This window comes from Streptomyces sp. NPDC034049 (assembly GCF_055575575.1).
This window is the reverse complement of sequence record NZ_JBVISJ010000005.1, coordinates 291,351-308,803: the sequence shown is the minus strand read 5'-3', so window position 1 is coordinate 308,803 and position 17,453 is coordinate 291,351. Positions and strand designations below refer to the sequence as shown.

Sequence of the window (17,453 nt, the reverse complement as noted above, 5' to 3'; positions counted from 1 at the left end):
CCAGTTCTCCGGGAATTGGGCCCGGTTACGGCGGCTGTTCACATCCGTCCGTTTGACGCCTGAAGTCGATCAACGGTTGTGGCGCACAAGACGTTCGACGCCCGTCCGGAGCCCCGGGGCGACCATTCCCGTTCCATTACAGTGCTGGACTGTCGAGCCGTACGGGCGTACGGATGTACTGACGTACTGACGTACGGGTCGGGCAGGGGCCGTGAGGAGGCCGGGGTGGGTGCGACAGCCGGTGCCGTCTGGGGGCGTGCCGAGCAGCAGGACTTCCGCAGCCGGGTGCGCGGAACGCTGCTGGGCGCGGCCATGGGCGACGCGCTGGGCGCGCCGGTCGACCAGCTCACCCTGGCGCAGATCGGCGAGGCGTACGGCCCGGAGTGGCTGACCGACCTGGCCTCCGCGTACGGCCGACGGGGCGCGATCACCGACCTCACACAGCTCACCCTGTTCACCGTCGACGGCCTGATCCGCGCCCAGGTGCGCCGGGACACCGGCGTCTGGCACCCGCCGACCGATCTGCACCGGGCGTATCTGCGCTGGGCGGCGACCCAGCGGGACTGGGGGCCCGACGAACGCCGCAAGGACGACGGCTGGCTCGCGCGCGAGGAGTGGCTCTACGCGCGCCGCGACCCCTCGGTGATCTGCCTCCTCGGCTTCGGCGACGGAACCATGGGCACGCTCGACGCCCCCAAGAACCCCGGCGCGTCCGGTGGTGAGGCGGCCGCCCGCTCCGCGCCCTTCGGGCTTCTCGTCGGCTGGGAGCCCCAGTTGGTCTTCCAGCTGGCCGTCGAGTGCGCGGCCCAGACCCACGGCCACCCCGTGGCGTACCTGGCCGCCGGCTCGTACGCCGTCATCGTGCACGCCCTCGCGCGGGGGGAGAGCCTGGACGCCGCCGTCCAGAAGACCCTGGTCCTGCTGGCCGCCCGCCCCGGACACCAGCCCGTCGCCGAGGCGCTCCAACAGGCCCTCGCCGCAGTCCGCCAGGGCCCGCCGTCCCCGGCCGTCGTCGAGCAACTGGCCGGTGACGGCGCGGCCGCCGGGGTACTGGCCGTCGCCGTGTACTGCGCCCTGGTCGGCGAGGACATACGCCAGGGCCTGTGCCTCGCGGTCAACCACGGGGGCCCTTCGGGGGCCGCGGGTGCCCTGACGGGCGGCCTTCTCGGCGCCCTCCACGGCGAGACGGCCCTGCCGCCCGCCTGGCTCGCCGAACTGGAGGGCCGCCCGACGATCCTCGTCCTCGCCGACGACTTCGCCCTGGAAATGACCCAGGGCCCGGCCCTCCACGCCCCCACAGGAGCAGTCCCAGGCTGGCTGACCCGCTACCCCCGAGCCTGACCCAACACCCCCAAGCCCGCACTCCCAAGCCCCTGGCCCAGCCCAAAGGGGCGCGAGGAACTGCGCGCCCAGCCACCACGCACCCGCACCCGCACCCGACAAAACAACGGATCATGGCTGACTGGAACATACGCCCCGCATCGCCGGCGGACACCACCCCCATCGCCGACCTGCGCGCCGTCGTCATGCGGCCCGACCTCGAACGCCTCGGCCGCTACGACCCCCACCGCGTCCGCCGGCGCTTCCGCGACGCCTTCGACCCGACCCACACCTGGATCATCGAGGTCGCCGACACCTTCGCCGGCTGCGTGGCCCTCCGCCCGGCCGCCGACGCCCACTGGCTGGAGCACTTCTACCTCGCCCCCCACCTCCAGGGCACCGGCATCGGCACGGCCGTCCTCCGTGCCCTCCTCACCCGCTGCGACCACGACGGCGTGACGGTCCGTCTGAACGTCCTCCAGGGCAGCCCCGCCAGACGCCTCTACGAACGCCACGGCTTCCACCTGGAAACCGAGGACCCGGTGGACGTGTTCATGCTCCGCACACCCACGCCACCCGCACGGAAACAGGTTTCGCACCGCGGCCGAGCCGCTCTACCGTGACCCGATGACCACCCGGATGATCATCCTCAACGGCGGTTCCAGCTCCGGCAAGTCCGGCATCGTGAGGTGCCTCCAGGCCGAACTGCCGGACCAGTGGCTCGCCTTCGGCGCCGACTCCCTCATCGACGCCATGCCGGCGAGGATGCAGACGTCGGACGGCGGCATCGAGATCTCCGCCGACGGCGAGGTCGCCGTCGGAGCGGACTTCCGCACCCTGGAACAGGCCTGGGCCCGAGGCGTCGTGGCCATGGCCCGCGCGGGCGCCCACATCGTCATCGACGACATCTTCCTCGGCGGAGCCGCCTCCCAGCGGCGCTGGCAGAACATCCTCGACGACCAGGACGGCTCCGACGGCTCCGGCGCCCCCTGGGACGTCCTGTGGGTCGGCGTCCGCTGCGCCCCCGACGTGGCCGCCGCCCGCGAGATCGCCCGCGGCGACCGCGTCCGGGGCATGGCCGCAGCCCAGGCGGACCTCGTCCACCGGGGCGTCCACTACGACCTCGAAGTCGACACCACCCACACCGAGTCCCTCACCTGCGCCCGCACGATCGCCACCCACCTCCGCTGACCCGCCCCCGCACCCCCGAGCCCGCACTCCCGATCCCCGGCCCACCCCGAAGGGGCGCGGGGAACTGCGCGCCCAGCCACGACGCACCCGTACCCGAAAACACAACGGAACCCGGCGCTCCCCGCTCCCAAGGCGCCGCGCCGCACACAGCCGCGAGGGCCGCCCCCGACCCCCGGGAACGGCCCTCACCACTTCCGCGTCGGCCCTCAGGGGCCGTGCGACGCCTCAGACCCCGCTGGGGCTCGACGCGTCCTTCCCCTGGGCCGGCACCGGAGCCACGGCCGCGGCTCCGCCCCGGCCGTCGCCGTCGCCGTCCGAGTTGATCGTCTCGATGATCGCGAGCCGCTCGGGCGTGTCCTCCGGCTTGATGAAGCCGATGACGATGTACAGGACCAGCGAGACGGCCAGCGGGATGGACACCTGGAACTGCAGCGGCACGCCGCCGTCGACGTTCCAGTGGATCGGGTAGTTCACCAGCCAGAAGGCGAACAGCCCGCACGCCCAGCTGGTGAGCGCCGCCGTCGGACCGGACCGGCGGAACGGCCGCAGCAGGCCGAGCATCATCGGGATGGCCATCGGACCCATCAGCCCGGCCACCCACTTGATCACGACGGTGATGATGTCCTTGAAGGCGGGCGAGTTGACCTGGGTCGCCGCCGCCATGGACAGACCGAGGAAGACGACCGTCGTGATCCGGGCGACCCGCAGCCCCTGCCCCTCGCTCCAGCTCCGCGCCCGGCGCCAGATCACCGGCGCGCAGTCCCGAGTGAAGACGGCCGCGATGGCGTTGGCGTCGGAGGAGCACATGGCCATCGTGTGGGAGAAGAAGCCGACGATGACGAGGCCCAACAGCCCGTGCGGCAGCAGCTGTTCGGTCATCAGGGCGTACGAGTCGGAGCCGTCGCCCTTCTCCGACGTCACCAGCAGCGGCGACATCCACATCGGGAAGAACAGCACCAGCGGCCAGACCAGCCACAGCGCGGCCGACAGCCGGGCGGAACGCTCGGCCTCGTGCGGGGTCGCCGTGGCCATGTAGCGCTGGGCCTGGTTGAGCATGCCGCCGTTGTACTCGAACAGCTTGATGAACAGGAAGGCGAGTAGGAAGACCGTGCCGTAGGGGCCCACCAGCGGCTCGGCGTGCCCGTCGAGCTTCGGGTGGTCCCATACGCCGAAGAAGCCGCCGTAGTCCCCCAGTTTGCTCACCACGGCGACGAACATGGCGATACCCGCGAGCAGTTGGATGACGAACTGCCCCAACTCGGTGAGCGCGTCGGCCCAGAGACCGCCGATCGTGCAGTAGACGGCGGTGATCGCGCCGGTGATCAGGATGCCCTGGTTCAGGGACACGCCCGTGAAGACCGACAGCAGGGTCGCGATCGCGGCCCACTTGGCGCCGACGTCCACGATCTTCAGCAGCATGCCGGACCAGGCTAACGCCTGCTGGGTGCGCAGGTTGTAACGGTTCTTCAGGTACTCGAGCGGGGAGGCTACATGCAGCCGTGAGCGCAGCCGGTTGATACGCGGCGCGAACAGCTTGGAGCCGATGGCGATGCCGAGGGCGATCGGGAACGACCAGGTCACGAAGGAGGTGACGCCGTAGGTGTAGGCGATGCCGGCGTAGCCGGTGAACATGACGGCGCTGTAGCCCGACATGTGGTGCGAGATGCCGGAGAGCCACCAGGGCATTTTGCCGCCGGCGGTGAAGAAGTCGCTGACGTTGTCCACGCGCTTGTGCGACCAGACGCCGATCGCGACCATCACACCGAAGTAGCCGATGAGCACGGCCCAGTCGAGACTATTCATGGGCCCCCTTCCAGGGTCCGCCGCCAGGTTCAGACTTGGGTCAGGCATGTGAACTCTGGGTTCGGTGGCATGCCCACGGCAAGGAAGTGGAAGGTCAAGAGCAGGCAAAGAAGTTCCGAGCGATGACTTGGGTTTACGTATATGAACCCTGGATGGCCGAAAAGGATCACCCGCGTCACGGCCGGGGGCCTGCCGGCCGACGGGTCGATCAGCGCATCAGTTCACCCGCGTTGACGAGCAGCGACTGGCCCGTGATCGCCCGTGCGCGGTCGGACGCCAGGAAGACCGCAGCGTCCGCCACGTCCCCGTCCGTGGCCGGCTCCGGCAGCACCATCCGCTCGGTCAGCCGGCCCAGCACCTCCGCCTCCGGCACCCCCTCGGCGTGCGCCGTGAACCGGACGTACGCCTCGACGGGCGGCCCCCACATCCAGCCCGGCAGCACGGTGTTGACCCGGATCCGGTACGGCCCCAGCTCCCGGGCCAGCGAGTACATCGCACTGGTCAGCGCACCCTTGGACGCCGCGTACGCGGCCTGCCGCACCTGCGAGGGCGCGGCCACCGACGACTGCGTGCCGATGATGACGACCGAGCCGCCGCCCGCCGCCTTCAGGCCGGGCAGACAGGCCCGGGTCATCCGCAGGGTGCCCAGCAGGTTCACGTCGAGGACCGCCTGCCAGGTGGTGAAGTCGGCGTCCTCCAGGCCCCCGAAATAGCTGTCCCAGGCCGCGACGTGCACCACCGCGTGCACACCCCCGAACCGCTCCCGCGCCAGCGCCGCGAGCGCCGCGCACTGCGCCTCGTCGGTGATGTCGGTCGCCCGGTACGCCGTGTGCGCGCCGTCCGGGTCCACATCCGCCGCGGCCTTGGCGAGATTCGCCTCCGTACGCGCCCCCAACACGGCGTTCCCGCCGTCCCGGACGACCGCCGCGGCGACCCGCCGGCCCAGTCCGGGACCGACTCCCGAGACGACGACGGTCCTTCCCGCGAGCAGTGACATCGAAGACCTCCCGGCCCTGGCGCATTATCTGACGGAGCGTCAGAGTATGGGCGACCGCAGACGGACGGAAGGGGAAGCACATGAGCGAGGGGAAGCACATGACTGGACGCGAGCGCATGAGCGAGGACACCCGCAGTGCCACGTACGCCGAACTGGCCGCCGTCGGCCCCTACGGCGTCCGCCCCGGCCACGCCCTGATCACGATGGTCGAGCCGCACCCGGGCCACGAGTACGCGTACAACCGCTGGTACGAGGACGACCACTACTACGCGGGTGCGATGGCCATGCCCTGGATGTTCGCCGGACGCCGCTGGGTCGCCACCCGCGACCTCCAACTCCTGCGCGTCCCCGAGAAGTCGGCGATCGCCCAGCCGGTCACCGCCGGCTGCTACCTCTCCACGTACTGGATCACCGACGGCCGCTACGACGACCACATGCGCTGGACCGTCGCCATCAACAAGCGGCTCAATCGCGACGCCCGTGTCTACCAGGACCGTACGCATGTCTTCACCGCGTTCCAGGACCACGAGGCGACCGTCTACCGCGACGGCGCCGCCGGGCCGCGTGACGTCCACGCCCTCGACCACCCGTACGCGGGCCTCGTGCTCCAGGTCGTCGACGCCGAAGGGCCGGGCGAGCGGGCGGAGTTGCTGGAGTGGCTGCGGGCTCGCCAGCTGCCGAAGCGGCTCGCCGGTTCACCGGCCGCGATGGTCACGGTCTTCCGGCCCACTCCGCTGCCCCTCGACCGGATGTCGTATGTGAAGCAGGTCGAGGGCGTCGACACCCGCCTCACCCTCCTCTGGTTCCTGGAGGCCGACCCGCGCGACTGCTGGGAGGCGACCTTCGGCGGACTCGGGGAGGCGGTCACCGAAGGCGGACTGGGGAGGCTGGAGTTGCTGGCCCCGTTCGTCCCCACCGTGCCGGGCACGGACCGGTACGTGGACCGGCTGCGTTAGGCGAACCCTCGGCCGCGTCCGGTCAAAGGCCGAGCCCCCTCGGCCAGGACGGCGGGCCGGTCGAGAGGGCTCTTTCGGTGGTGCTTGTGCAGTTGTCGTTCAGGCGCTCGATCGAGGGCCGGAACCGTACGTCAGGCCTTGACCGAGGAGACGAAGGTGTTCCACGCGTCGGCGGGGAACGCCAGGGTGGGACCGTCGGTGACCTTGGAGTCCCGGACCGCCATGGCCGACAGGACGGGGGACTTGATCTCGACGCACGCGCCGTTTCCCTGGGAGTAGGAGGACTTGACCCACCTGTCCGTGGCGCCTTGCTGAATTGCCATTTCTGCTCCGGTGCTGGTTCGTCGCTGAGTTGCTGTCGCCGCGCCGCGGGTTCCCTACGGAGCCCGCGGTTCGGTTTGCGCCAAGACTGCTGATCTCCTGGCGTGATCGACGCTACTCGTCAGCATCGGCAGACGAAGCGACTATTCACTCGTGCGGGTGGCATATTCCAATATGGTCTTCCATTGGGCCGTGTGGAGGGTGTATCTTTCGGCGCTTCCTCGTTCAGAAGCTTCCCAGGGCGTCTGGAATCGCTCTGAGGGTCGAGAAGCGAGGCCCTGTCCGGGAGTTCGCTGCTGTGCCGAACGTCAGCGCGCGTATTCCTTCGCGACGTTCTCGATGAACTGCCGCGACTGCTCCACGTTCAGCGCCTGCGCCCGCAGATGCTCGTACATCACGGTGTATTTCTGCACGTCGTGCGGCTTCTCCAGATAGAGGTCGCTGGTCACCCCTTCGATGTACACCACGCTCGAATCGGCCGCGTCGACGAACTCCAGGATGGCGTACTGGCCGTTGATGCCAGGATGGGCGCCGACCTCGAACGGCAGTACCTGCACCGTGACATGCGGGACCTGGGACAACTCGATGAGGTGCTCCAGCTGTTCGCGCATCACCGACCGGGATCCCACCACCCGGCGCAGGGCCGCCTCGTCCAACACCGTCCACAGCCGCAGCGGGTTGGTGTCGGTGGTGACCCGGTCCTGGCGCCGTATGCGCACCTCCACGCGCTTGTCGATCTCCGTCGTCGACGTCTCGGGCAGCGCGCCCCTGATGATGGCCTCGGCGTACGGGCGGCTCTGCAGCAGCCCGGGGACGACCTGGGGGTCGTAGACCCGCAGCGACTCCGCGTCGGTCTCCAGGCCGATGTAGACGCTGTACGGTACGTCCCCGAACGCGTGCCACCAGCCCTGCTGACGGGAGTCCTTGGCCATCTGCATCAGGGAGTCGACGACTCTCTGGTCCTCGACCTCGTAGACCCCGCAGAGGTCGCGGACGTCGCGCTGACTGATGGAGCGGCGGCCGTTCTCCAGTCGGCTGATCTTCGACTGGGAGACCAGCAGCCGCTCGGCGACCTCTTCGGCGGTCATGCCCTTGAGCTCGCGGAGCCGACGCAGCTCCTGGCCCAACCGGCGTCGCCTGACGGTGGGATTGACATTGGACGCCACGGGACGTGCACCTCCGGCTGCGTGCCTCTACTTTGCGTATCTGCTGCTGAGCAGATTGCCACCAAGGTGCTGAGTACCGCTGGAAAACAGCGGATATGCGCTGTGCACGCGCCGTTTGCGCCGGAGTTTTCCCGCCGTGGAGGGATCTCCGCCGGATGTTCGCCGGAACGGCTGCGGAACGGCTGCGGAACGGGCGTGCGGCGGCGTGCTGATCCGGTGTCGGGTGGCGGGCGCGGACATGCGGTCGCGCGGGGCGTGTGCGGCCGTCTGTACGGTCGCACACGCCCCGCGCGAACCGGCGGCTCCCGGACGGGTTCTGGGGTCCCTGCGAGCGGTCCGGTGCCGGCGATGCAAGTGGTGCGTCGCGAAGCGAGCCGAAGCGGACCGAAGCGCGCTGAAGCGGGATGCGAGCGAAGCGGATCACGCGGGGTGCCGGTGCGTGTGCGTGGTCCGTGGCGCGCGGAGCACGTGGTGCGGTGGGATCGGACCCGCGGCTCCGGGGCCCGGCTCCCACACGCACCTCGGTGCCCCAGCGCGTCTTCGCGTGCGTCAGGTGCTCCAGGTGAATCGGGCTGCTTCAGGTGGATCAGGTGGATCAGGTGGATCAGGTGGATCAGGTGGATCTTGTGGGTCGGGTGGTGCTCAGTGCGCCACCACGCGGGCCATCGAGCCACGGCGTGGCTGCATCGGAAGGCCGCGCGCGGGCTCCGGTGCGGGCGGCCTGGCGCCGGGCGCGGCCTGACGGCCGGTCGGTGCCGGGCTGCGGCGCGGCTGTGCGGCCACGCCGTTCTGCACGTCCATGACGGCGTGGGCCACCAGGCCACCCATGGGGTCGTGCCGGATCAGGTCCCGCAGCCGGGAGCGGGACGAGCGTCCCTCGTTCCCCGGATACAGGTGCTTGCCGAGCCCGACCGCGTGCGCCAGGGCGGCGAGCGCCGCGGTCCGCGGGTCCGGCGGTACGCCGGTGCGGATCGCGGAATCCAGCCGGGCTCGGATCTCCCGGCTGATCTCGGTCTGACTCGCCTGGTAGCGAGTCGTCGGCAGCACTCCGCACATCTGACCCGCCACGGCATGCACCATGCCGCACCGCTCCAGATGCGAGAGGTAGGTCTGGCGGAGCCCGAGACGCGGCCCGCCTATCCAGTGGACCGCCCGTACGGGAGCGCCACGCCTTCGCAGCAACTCCAACGCGCAGTCCAGTGTCGGATCTCCAGTCGGCCGTGGGGACACCACGGCGATACGATCCCCGTCAGGGGCTATCCGTCCGGCCAGCGCCAGCTCCACTAGCTGCGCTCCGGCCAGACCGAGGTCGAGCGACTGCGGCTGTGCGGTGGTACCCGTGGCCGGGTCCAGCGCCAGCAGTAGAAGCTCTTCCGGAATACTTCTGCGGCTCCTGCCCATCCATGCCTCCCCGCGTGGATGAATGACAGGGTGACCCCTCTCACATTGGTCTGTCGAGAGTGCGTGACCGAAATGTAGTGGAACCGGTAGGTATGTCGTTCTCGTCTACCGGAGGGGTTAAGCCCGCACACAGGACACTGGTACATGGTTCGGACAGCGGCGCGGCGCGGTGGCGCGCCGGTGACTAGTGTCCGGGCGGCGGGTTTTCACGGATTCGCGGATTCACGGGTTCACGGCACGGTTCGGTTGGGCGCGCGCTCCTAGGACGGGCGGCGCGCGGGAGGAGGCATCGGTGGCGGGCACGTCCCCCGACAGGTCGAAGCGGTACGAGTCGTCGACGGAGTCGACGCCGGGGAACGAGCCAGCGGTTCCGGAACCCGGGGGCTCGGTGCCGGGCCAGTCCTCAGGCTCCGCCGCTCCCTCCCCGGACCCACGCCTCGCGATGTCCCGGCCGTCCACCCCGAAGCCGGACCAGGCGACGGCGGTCTTCTCCCGCCGGGCACTCCTGGAGGAGGCGGGGGGCGCGCAGCGGGACGCGGCCGAGTCCACGGCCACGGAACCGGGGGCCGGGGGCGAGCCCGAGGACGCCACCACAACGGCACGACAGCCCGAGGCCGGGCGCGAGGCCGCACCCACGGCCGACGGAGGAACAGCCGGGGACGACGCGGCGAAGGCCACGACTCCCGAGGCCGCCGCGGGCGGCGAGGCGAAGACGGCCGAACCTGCTGACGAAGAGACGACGACCGCAGACGAGGCAACCGACCGCACCACCGACGCCACCCGCGAACCGGGCGACGGCGCACGCGAAACCGCCGACGACACGCGCGAGACGGACGACGCCCACGAAACCGATGGCGACAAGCCCGTAGCCGAGGGCGGCGCAGACGAACCGGGCGGCGGGGTACGGGAGGCTGCCGACGACGCGGGCGAATCCGGCGACGGGGTACGCGAAGCCGCCGGAGACGCGAGTGAAACCGCCGACGGCCACGAGCCCGCCGACGGCCGCGAGCCCGCCGACGGCCGCGAGAGCGGCAGCGCCACGCGCGCACCTGCCGACGGCCGCGAACCCGCCGACGGCCGCGAGAGCGGCGACGCACGCGAACCCGCCGACGGCCGCGAGAGCGGCGACGCACGCGAACCCGCCGACGGCCGTGAGAGCGGCGGCGCACGCGAACCCGCCGACGGCCGTGAGAGCGGCGGCGCACGCGAACCCGCCGACGGCCGTGAGAGCGGCGGCGACACACGCGTCCTCACCGCGACCACACGCGAGCCCGTCACCGACCGCGAGCCCGCGACCGACGGTGCGCCTGTCCCCGACCGCGAGGCCGCAGCCGACCGCGCCCCCGCTGACGACCACGAGCCCGCCGACGCACGCGAACCCGCCGACGCACGTGAGAGCGGCGGCGACACACGCGTCCTCACCGCGACCACACGCGAGCCCGTCACCGACCGCGAGCCCGCCACCCACGGAGCGCCCGCGACCGACCGCGAGCCCGTCACCGACGGTGCGCCTGTCACCGACAATGCGCCTGTCACCGACCGCGACCCCGCAGCCGACCGCGAGCCCGCGACCGACCGCGACCCCGCCACCGACCACAAGCCCACTGGCGCCCGCGCAAGCGCCCACGACGGACCCGCGGTCGCCCACGACGAACCCGCGGTCGCCGACGGTGAAGGCGCCCCACAGGGGCCACCCGCAGATGACGACGAAGGTCGCACGGGTGGGGCGGGTGGGCGTGGCGGGGCGGATGGCGGAGCCGACGCGGCTGTGGATCAGCCGACCGCCATCTTCCGCGCCCCCCGGCCCCCCGCCGTCGACCAGCCCACCACCATGCTCAAGCTGGGTGACGCCGTTCCCAGGGACGCGGCGCCCGCCAAGGCCGGCGCCGCCCCCCAGGACGCCGAGCCGCGAAAGCCCGGCGCCCCCGAGGACGCCGAGCCCGCCGAGACCGACGGCCGCCCCGTCCACGACGCCATCCCCACCGGCGCCGACACGGACGAGGAGACCCTCCGCGACGAGGGCGCCCGCGGAGGCGTCGGCGTGGACGAATCCGTGCCCCCGGCCGAGCGCACCAGCAAATTCGTCGCCCTGAAGCCGCTGGACGAGACCACGACGCCCAGGCCCCCGGCGGCGCGCCCCGCGGAGCGCCCCGCGCCGTCCCTCACCCCCGCCGAGGCCACGCGCGCCCTCCCGCAGGTCGGCCCGGAGCGCACGACGCAGCAGCCCCTGCCGCCGAAGCCGCCGCTGGACCTGCTGGCGGAGCTGACGAACACGCCCCCGCCGCGCCAGACCCCGGTGCGGACGATCATCCGCAAGGTCAAGATCTGGACCCCGCTGGTGATCCTGCTGGTGATCGTGTTTGCGGTCGTACAGGCCGTACGCCCGCTCCCCACCCCCACCCTCGCCCTCACCACCGACGCGACGTACGCGTTCGAGGGCGACAAGGTCTCCCTCCCGTGGCCCGACGAGGGCCAGGGCTGGATGGACCTCAACGGCATCGGCACGATGGACAGCTTCGGCGAGCAGAAGCCCGTCGCCATCGGCTCCGTCGCCAAGGCGATGACGGCGTACGTCATCCTCAAGGAACACCCGATGAAGCCGGGCGAGAAGGGCGAGACCATCCCGGTCGACGCGAAGGCGGAGACCGAGGGCGGCTACGACAAGGACGGCGAGTCCACGCTCAACACCGTCAAGGAGGGCGACAAGCTCTCCCAGTACGACGCGATCGCGGCCATCATGATTCCGTCCGCGAACAACATCGCGCGACTCCTCGCCCGCTGGGACGGCAACGGTTCCGAGGCGGCCTTCGTCAAGAAGATGAACGCCGCCGCCAAGGAGCTCGGGATGAAGAACACGACGTACACCGACCCGTCCGGGCTGAAGGAGACGACCGTCTCCACCGCCGAGGACCAGGTCAAGCTCGGCAACGAGCTGGTGAAGATGAAGGCGCTCACCGACATCACCAGGCTGCCCGTCTGGTACGACCCCTCGGGCGCCAAGTGGGACAACTTCAACCGTCTCGTCCCCTACAACAACGCCATCGGCATCAAGACCGGCTCCACCACGGCCGCCGGCGGCAACCTGCTCTTCGCGGGCACGAAGGAGGTCGGCGGTGAGACGGCGATCGTCGTCGGCGCGATCCTCGGCCAGCACACCCCGCCGATCATCGACACCGTCAACGCGGTCAGCAAGACGGCGATGATCGCCGCCCAGGACGCGGTGACCTCCGACACGATCCTGAAGAAGGGCGATGTCGTCGGCTACGTCGACGACGGGCTCGGCGGCCGGACCCCGGTCGTGGCCACGAAGAACGTCGCGGCGGTCGGCTGGGCGGGCAAGACCGTCAAGCTCGAACTCGACGCGAGCGCGACCATCCCGCACGAGGGCGAGCCGGGCACCCAGGTCGGCAAGCTGATCGTCGGCGAGGGAGCCGGCGAGGGCGTAGAGGTCCCCGTTGCCCTCCAGAAGCCCCTCACCGAGCCCGACTTCCTCACGAGGCTGACCCGCGTGAGCTGACCGGCCGGTCGCGAAGCCGACCGCCCCCGAAGCCGAGTAGCCCCTTCCGTCACCTGGACGGAAGGGGCTCCTTCGTACGCGGGGGCGGCCCTCTGTTGCTCGCCCTCGCCCGCTACTCCTCCCCGCCCCCCGGCCCCGCCTTCTCGTCGGCCTCCTTCTCGCACTCCAGGGCCGTCGTCCGGGACGGTCCGCCGTACTGGGAGCTGATCCGGACGTCGCCCGGCTCGTGGACCGTGAGGCGGGTGAACTCGGTCAGGTCGCCGTCGGACCCGCGGTCGGCGGTGAGGCAGCCGTTGTCGGCCCAGAGCCAGGGGGAGTAGGCGACACGGACGGTGATCTCGCCCGCCCGCGGCATGTGGACCACGAGGTTGGCCCCGTCCGCGCTCACCACGGTGGCCGGCCGGTCGACCAACGGGGTCGCGTTCTTCACCCGGTAGATCTTCCAGTTCGCGTCCTGCCAGACCGGCTCCAGATAGTCCGGCCCGCTGCTCACCAGCGCGTGTTCGAGCTCGGCGGGCCCGTCCGGCTCGCCGTTGACGAGGACGACGAAGCCGACGGCCCACTGCGACAGCCACGCCTTGTACGCGGCCGGGGTGAACGCTCCCTCGGGCACCTCGGTCCCGCCGTGACCCTCGTAGAAGAGGCGGCCGCGCTCGACGTCGGCCTGCCGGTTCCAGCCGCGCGCCATGTTGATGTACGGCGCGAGGATGGCGGCCTCGCGGTGGTCGCGGGCCGGTACCACCTCGACGCGGGTCTTCCAGGCCCCCAGCCGCTTCAGCTCCTTCACCACACCGTCGGTCTTCACGGCCCACTCGGGCACCTTGGTGTTGGTGACGATGTCGGCGGTCGTCTTGCCGGTCAGCCAGGTCACGGAGAGGACCAGGGCCACCGCGCCGGCCACCGTCCGCCGCCGGGGCGTGAACCAGGACAGGGGCAGACGGCCGTCTTCGGCCGTGCGCGACTCGCCCCGGTGGAGGCAGATCGCCAGCGCGGCCGCCGGGCCCGCCAGTTCCAGGAGACGTTCGACGTTGGTGCCGATGGGGGTCGGGATCAGATAGCAGAGGACCACGCCGAGCGCGTAGATCGCGGCGCTCAGGCGCAGCACTCGCCAGGCGCTCGGCGCGACCAGCACCACCACCGCGCACAGGACGACCGGCGGCCATATCCGGCTGAAGGCCATCGGCTGCTCGCCCTCGAAGGGGAACAGCAGCGTGGTCACGGCGACGACGGTCACCGGCGGCACGAGCAGCGCCGCCGCCCGGCCCCACTCACGGCACAGCAGATACGCGGCGCCGACCACGAGGAGGAACAGCCCGGAGACAGGGCTCCCCAACGTGGACAGCGTCGCGCACACCGCCGCCACCGCGATGTGCCGCCCGGTACGCCCGCTCACCACCGCCAGCAGGGCGCCCATCGCGAAGGCCGTGCCCAGCATGAACGTGGAGCGGCCGGACACCACCTGGCACCACAGCGAGAACGTCGCCGCCAGCGCGACCGGCACCGGCGCGCGTACGCCCGTCCGGGTGACGACCTCGCCGGCCAGCCAGGAGGACGCGAGCCCCGACACCAGCGTCACGGGGACGACCCCGCACGCCGCCATCAGATACGGCGAGAGCACGCTGTAGTTCGCCGCGTGCAGCCCCCCGTACCAGAACAGGTTGACCGCGGAGTCCGGGTACGTCTTCGCGAACTCCGCCCACGCCACCTGGGCGGCCAGATCGCCGCCGCCGGTCGCGAAGACCGCCCACCACACGAAGTACAGCGGCAGGGCGCACAGGGCGGCCGTGAGCGGCACCCGGTGGCGTTCCCGCCACGGCTCGCGCGACGGCGACGGCCCGTCGGCACGCGAGACGGGTCGTCGTGGGGTCAGCTCGGCAAAGGCCACTGCGGCTCTTCCGTTCCGTTCGACTCGTGCGGGCGGGTGGTGTCCGTTTGTCGGTGTAGACGCTAATCACCCGCTGACAGTTGGCCGACAGGACCTGCTCGATCCGGTACGGCCGTAGGGAAACCCCTCGGCCGTACCGGTACTGCACGGCTCAGGACGTGACTACTGCACGGCTACTGCACCGCTACCGCACCGCTACTGCGCGGCTACTACTCGGCTGCTACACGGCTCAGGATGCGACCGGGAACGCCACGTCGCACACCGGGTCCTCCGGGCCCGCCGCCGCCCAGTCCGCGAAGTAGATCTCACGGCACGGGCCGGTGACCCGCAGTCCCCGCGCGGCGATCCACCGCTCGACCGCCTCGAACGCCGCGAGGATCTGCGGATACGCCACCTGGGCCTTGCTGATCCGGGTGTACGCGAGCCGCGCCGCCGGCTCCACGCGCACCCCGGTCTCCCAGGCCCGCCCGTGTGCGGCGGCCCAGGCCCGCGCGGCGTCCTCGTCGGCGACCGGCACACACGACTCCGCGGGCCCGTCGCTCTCCATCGACACCTCGGAGTGGTACACCACGAACGGTGCCCCGACGCCGCCGCCGCAGGCCGCCGCGCCGTTCTCCAGCCGTTCGAGCGACGCCCCGATCCACGCGGGCAGCTCGTCCGCGAGGGTGTGCCGTGACTCGGTCAGCACCACCTGAGGGGCGATGTCGACCGTTTCCACCGTGAAAGTCCCGTACGTCTCCGTCATGCCCGACTCCGTTCCCGACAACCGTCCACGGAGGTAGGCGACCAGGGTCCGCTGGGACGCGAACCGCTCCTCGGCCCCGGCCCAGTACGCGGCCAGCCGTTCGGCGGCCCGCGTGCCGTCCCGCTCGACGAGGCCCACGATCTCGGCGATCCGAGCGAGAGGCATGTCGAGCTGCCGCAGCAGCGCCACCGTCCGGGCACGTTCGACCTGCTCGGCCCGGTAGTACCGGTAGCCGTTCACCTCGTCGACGTACGCCGGAGGGAGCAGTCCCAGCCGGTCGTACAGCCGCAGTGCCTTCGCCGACAGCCGCGCGCGGGCGGCGAAGGCGCCGATGGTGAGCAGGTCGTCCACGTCCATGGGGGTCACTGGTGCATCCTCCGTCACCGGGCGCCTTCCGCCCGGCGAGAGGGACGCTGCCCCTTGCCCCAGGGGCAAGGTCAACGGCGGCCCGGCGGGCGTCAGCCGAGGGCCTTCTCCACGGCGGCCACCAGCTCCGCCGACTCGGGCTCGGTCTGCGGCGAGAAGCGCGCGACGACCGAACCGTCGCGGCCGATCAGGAACTTCTCGAAGTTCCAGCGGATGTCACCGGTGTGGCCCTCGCCGTCCGCGTGGTCCACGAGCCGCTCGTACAGGGCGTGCCGGCCCTCTCCGTTGACCTCGACCTTCTCGGTCATCGGGAAGGTGACGCCGTACGTCGCCGAGCAGAACTCCGCGATCTCCTCGGCCGAGCCGGGCTCCTGCCCGAGGAACTGGTTGCACGGCACGCCGAGCACGGTGAAGCCCTGCGGGGCGTAGCGGGCCTGGAGCGCCTCGAGGCCCGTGTACTGGGGGGTGAGGCCGCACTTGGAGGCCACGTTCACGACGAGGACGGCCTGGCCCGCGTACTGGGCGAGGTTCGCGGGGCCGCCCTTGAGGGCGTCGATCTGCACGTCCAGGACGGAGGGAGTGGCGTTGTCAGTAGTCATAAACGGATGCTATCTCCGGTACCGCACGCCCCCTCCGGGCGGGTTCACGCCCCCCGGCCGGCCTGGAGGAGCACCTCTCCGGCCGCCGTACGCACGTAAAGCACCGAGCGCCCGGCCCGCCCGCGCCGCACGAGACCGGCGTCCAGCAACACCTTCAGATGCCGCCCGACGGACCCGAGCCCCTGCCCGGTGAGGGCGCAGAGCTGAGTGGTGCTCATGGGCGAGTCGAGAAGCACGAGCACCCGGGCGCGGGTCTCGCCGAGGAGGGGGGCGAGGGGCGCGGGGACGGCGGGGGCGGCGGCGATCCCGGGGGCAGCGGGGACAGCGGGGACGGCGGCGATCCCGGGGGCAGCGGGACCGGCGGGGGCGGCGGGGCCGGCCGGAACGGCCGAGACGGTGGTGGCGCCTCCGGGATCGGCGAGGACGCCCGAGCACGGGTAGACGACGGCGTACCGCTCGCGCTCCTCCCACGCCACCCATCCCGTGCGCTGGGGCGTGACCGGCACGAAGATCAGCCGTGCCCCGGAGATCTCGCGCGGCGGGTACTCGTGCAGATTGACCTGGAGCCGGTTGTCGCCGAGCCACCGCATCCCCGGTCGCATCGCGTCCAGCACGGCCGCCCAGCCGCCCTGCCCCAACCGCGCGGTCCGGGCGAGCACATCGGCCTCCAGTACGCGCCGCCGCCGCTCCCAGTACGGCCGTACGGCCTCCTCCCACACCCGGGTGAGGAGGTCGGCCGCACGGTCGGGCAGGTCGTCCCGGCGCAGGGCGGCGGGCAGCGGGCCGCGCAGGGAGACGGTGAGATGGGCGCGGGCGGCGGCCGGGTCGGCGCCGCGGACCCGGGCGATCTCGGTGGCGAAGGTCTCGCCCTCGCGCGGGGTGGGGGTGAGGAAGTCGGCGATCCACTCCTGGCCGAGCCCGGCGCGGATCAGCAGGGCGGTGAGCGGGTCGGCCGCCAACGCGGCGCGGTAGGACGGGAGATGGGCCCGCAGCCAGGTCTGCTCCCCGGGGTGCGTGCCCGTCCCGGCGTGCAGCATCTTCAGACTCGCGAACGTCTCCGCCAGCGGCGAGACGACGAACCGGCTGCCGGCGAGGGTGTCGGCGTTGACCTGCCACCAGCCCATGCGTCACCCCCCGGGATCCGACGGCGCGACCCCACCGCTCCGTCTCCCGCGCCACCACCCGG

14 protein-coding genes are annotated in these 17,453 nt (G+C 71.6%); 5 read left to right on the top strand and 9 right to left on the bottom strand.

The genetic code is table 11. The features are described 5' to 3' along the window. Nucleotides 1–225 precede the first annotated feature (225 nt). The 3 genes from ACZ52C_RS17585 to cpt all read left to right on the top strand — a co-directional run bounded on the left by ACZ52C_RS17585 (nt 226) and on the right by cpt (nt 2,511). Entirely contained in the window at nt 226–1,341 is a 1,116-nt protein-coding gene (locus ACZ52C_RS17585; RefSeq protein WP_469075555.1) for an ADP-ribosylglycohydrolase family protein, read from the top strand. Between the two features lie 113 nt (nt 1,342–1,454). Then, nucleotides 1,455–1,943 carry a GNAT family N-acetyltransferase gene (locus ACZ52C_RS17580; RefSeq protein WP_469075554.1) on the top strand — a complete coding sequence of 163 codons (489 nt, stop codon included), beginning with the start codon at nt 1,455–1,457 and terminating at the stop codon, nt 1,941–1,943. 4 nt (nt 1,944–1,947) lie between these two features. Then, nucleotides 1,948–2,511, top strand: coding sequence for a chloramphenicol phosphotransferase CPT (cpt, locus tag ACZ52C_RS17575; RefSeq protein WP_469075553.1), 564 nt, complete (start codon nt 1,948–1,950; stop codon nt 2,509–2,511). 225 nt (nt 2,512–2,736) lie between these two features. On the opposite strand, the gene ACZ52C_RS17570 is transcribed toward cpt, so the two are convergent. Both ACZ52C_RS17570 and ACZ52C_RS17565 read right to left on the bottom strand, forming a co-directional pair. Then, entirely contained in the window at nt 2,737–4,314 is a 1,578-nt protein-coding gene (locus ACZ52C_RS17570; protein ID WP_469075552.1) for a sodium:solute symporter family protein, read from the bottom strand. 208 nt (nt 4,315–4,522) lie between these two features. Then, complete coding sequence (locus ACZ52C_RS17565) at nt 4,523–5,311, bottom strand: SDR family oxidoreductase (protein WP_469075551.1); 789 nt, start codon at nt 5,309–5,311, stop codon at nt 4,523–4,525. A 116-nt stretch (nt 5,312–5,427) separates the two neighbouring features. Here ACZ52C_RS17565 and ACZ52C_RS17560 point away from each other — a divergent pair, with 116 nt between their 5' ends. After that, nucleotides 5,428–6,267, top strand: coding sequence for a hypothetical protein (locus tag ACZ52C_RS17560; protein WP_469075760.1), 840 nt, complete (start codon nt 5,428–5,430; stop codon nt 6,265–6,267). A gap of 131 nt (nt 6,268–6,398) precedes the next feature. Here the strand turns inward: ACZ52C_RS17560 and ACZ52C_RS17555 are convergent, their stop codons facing one another. The 3 genes from ACZ52C_RS17555 to ACZ52C_RS17545 all read right to left on the bottom strand — a co-directional run bounded on the left by ACZ52C_RS17555 (nt 6,399) and on the right by ACZ52C_RS17545 (nt 9,155). Then, nucleotides 6,399–6,590 carry a DUF397 domain-containing protein gene (locus ACZ52C_RS17555; RefSeq protein WP_045556149.1) on the bottom strand — a complete coding sequence of 64 codons (192 nt, stop codon included), beginning with the start codon at nt 6,588–6,590 and terminating at the stop codon, nt 6,399–6,401. Nucleotides 6,591–6,896: 306 nt separating this feature from the next. Beyond that, the gene (locus tag ACZ52C_RS17550) at nt 6,897–7,754 is read right to left on the bottom strand and encodes a helix-turn-helix domain-containing protein (RefSeq protein WP_033531861.1); all 858 of its coding nucleotides are present in this window, start codon (nt 7,752–7,754) and stop codon (nt 6,897–6,899) included. Between the two features lie 642 nt (nt 7,755–8,396). Then, complete coding sequence (locus ACZ52C_RS17545; protein WP_086803729.1) at nt 8,397–9,155, bottom strand: GOLPH3/VPS74 family protein; 759 nt, start codon at nt 9,153–9,155, stop codon at nt 8,397–8,399. A gap of 292 nt (nt 9,156–9,447) precedes the next feature. Between ACZ52C_RS17545 and ACZ52C_RS17540 the strand changes: the two genes are divergently transcribed. Continuing rightward, nucleotides 9,448–12,672 carry a D-alanyl-D-alanine carboxypeptidase family protein gene (locus tag ACZ52C_RS17540; protein WP_469075550.1) on the top strand — a complete coding sequence of 1,075 codons (3,225 nt, stop codon included), beginning with the start codon at nt 9,448–9,450 and terminating at the stop codon, nt 12,670–12,672. 112 nt (nt 12,673–12,784) lie between these two features. Here ACZ52C_RS17540 and ACZ52C_RS17535 read toward each other — a convergent pair whose 3' ends face one another. From ACZ52C_RS17535 to ACZ52C_RS17520, 4 genes are all read right to left on the bottom strand, one after another. Continuing rightward, nucleotides 12,785–14,467, bottom strand: coding sequence for a hypothetical protein (locus ACZ52C_RS17535; protein ID WP_469075759.1), 1,683 nt, complete (start codon nt 14,465–14,467; stop codon nt 12,785–12,787). Between the two features lie 319 nt (nt 14,468–14,786). Continuing rightward, on the bottom strand, nt 14,787–15,659 hold the full coding sequence (locus tag ACZ52C_RS17530) for a MerR family transcriptional regulator (protein WP_469075758.1): 873 nt from the start codon (nt 15,657–15,659) through the stop codon (nt 14,787–14,789). Between the two features lie 101 nt (nt 15,660–15,760). Beyond that, nucleotides 15,761–16,267, bottom strand: a complete 507-nt coding sequence (locus tag ACZ52C_RS17525) for a glutathione peroxidase (RefSeq protein WP_469075549.1) — start codon at nt 16,265–16,267, stop codon at nt 15,761–15,763. Nucleotides 16,268–16,311: 44 nt separating this feature from the next. Next, nucleotides 16,312–17,391, bottom strand: coding sequence for an ArsR family transcriptional regulator (locus ACZ52C_RS17520; protein ID WP_469075548.1), 1,080 nt, complete (start codon nt 17,389–17,391; stop codon nt 16,312–16,314). Nucleotides 17,392–17,453 lie beyond the last annotated feature (62 nt).

Excerpts from the sequence above, each read along its gene's own strand:
- ACZ52C_RS17580 (WP_469075554.1), top strand. The coding sequence starts at position 1,455 with ATGGCTGACTGGAACATACGCCCCGCATCGCCGGCGGACACCACCCCC.
- cpt (WP_469075553.1), top strand. The coding sequence starts at position 1,948 with ATGACCACCCGGATGATCATCCTCAACGGCGGTTCCAGCTCCGGCAAG.
- ACZ52C_RS17570 (WP_469075552.1), bottom strand. The coding sequence starts at position 4,314 with ATGAATAGTCTCGACTGGGCCGTGCTCATCGGCTACTTCGGTGTGATG.
- ACZ52C_RS17565 (WP_469075551.1), bottom strand. The coding sequence starts at position 5,311 with ATGTCACTGCTCGCGGGAAGGACCGTCGTCGTCTCGGGAGTCGGTCCC.
- ACZ52C_RS17560 (WP_469075760.1), top strand. The coding sequence starts at position 5,428 with ATGAGCGAGGACACCCGCAGTGCCACGTACGCCGAACTGGCCGCCGTC.
- ACZ52C_RS17555 (WP_045556149.1), bottom strand. The coding sequence starts at position 6,590 with ATGGCAATTCAGCAAGGCGCCACGGACAGGTGGGTCAAGTCCTCCTAC.
- ACZ52C_RS17545 (WP_086803729.1), bottom strand. The coding sequence starts at position 9,155 with ATGGGCAGGAGCCGCAGAAGTATTCCGGAAGAGCTTCTACTGCTGGCG.
- ACZ52C_RS17530 (WP_469075758.1), bottom strand. The coding sequence starts at position 15,659 with ATGGACGTGGACGACCTGCTCACCATCGGCGCCTTCGCCGCCCGCGCG.
- ACZ52C_RS17525 (WP_469075549.1), bottom strand. The coding sequence starts at position 16,267 with ATGACTACTGACAACGCCACTCCCTCCGTCCTGGACGTGCAGATCGAC.
- ACZ52C_RS17520 (WP_469075548.1), bottom strand. The coding sequence starts at position 17,391 with ATGGGCTGGTGGCAGGTCAACGCCGACACCCTCGCCGGCAGCCGGTTC.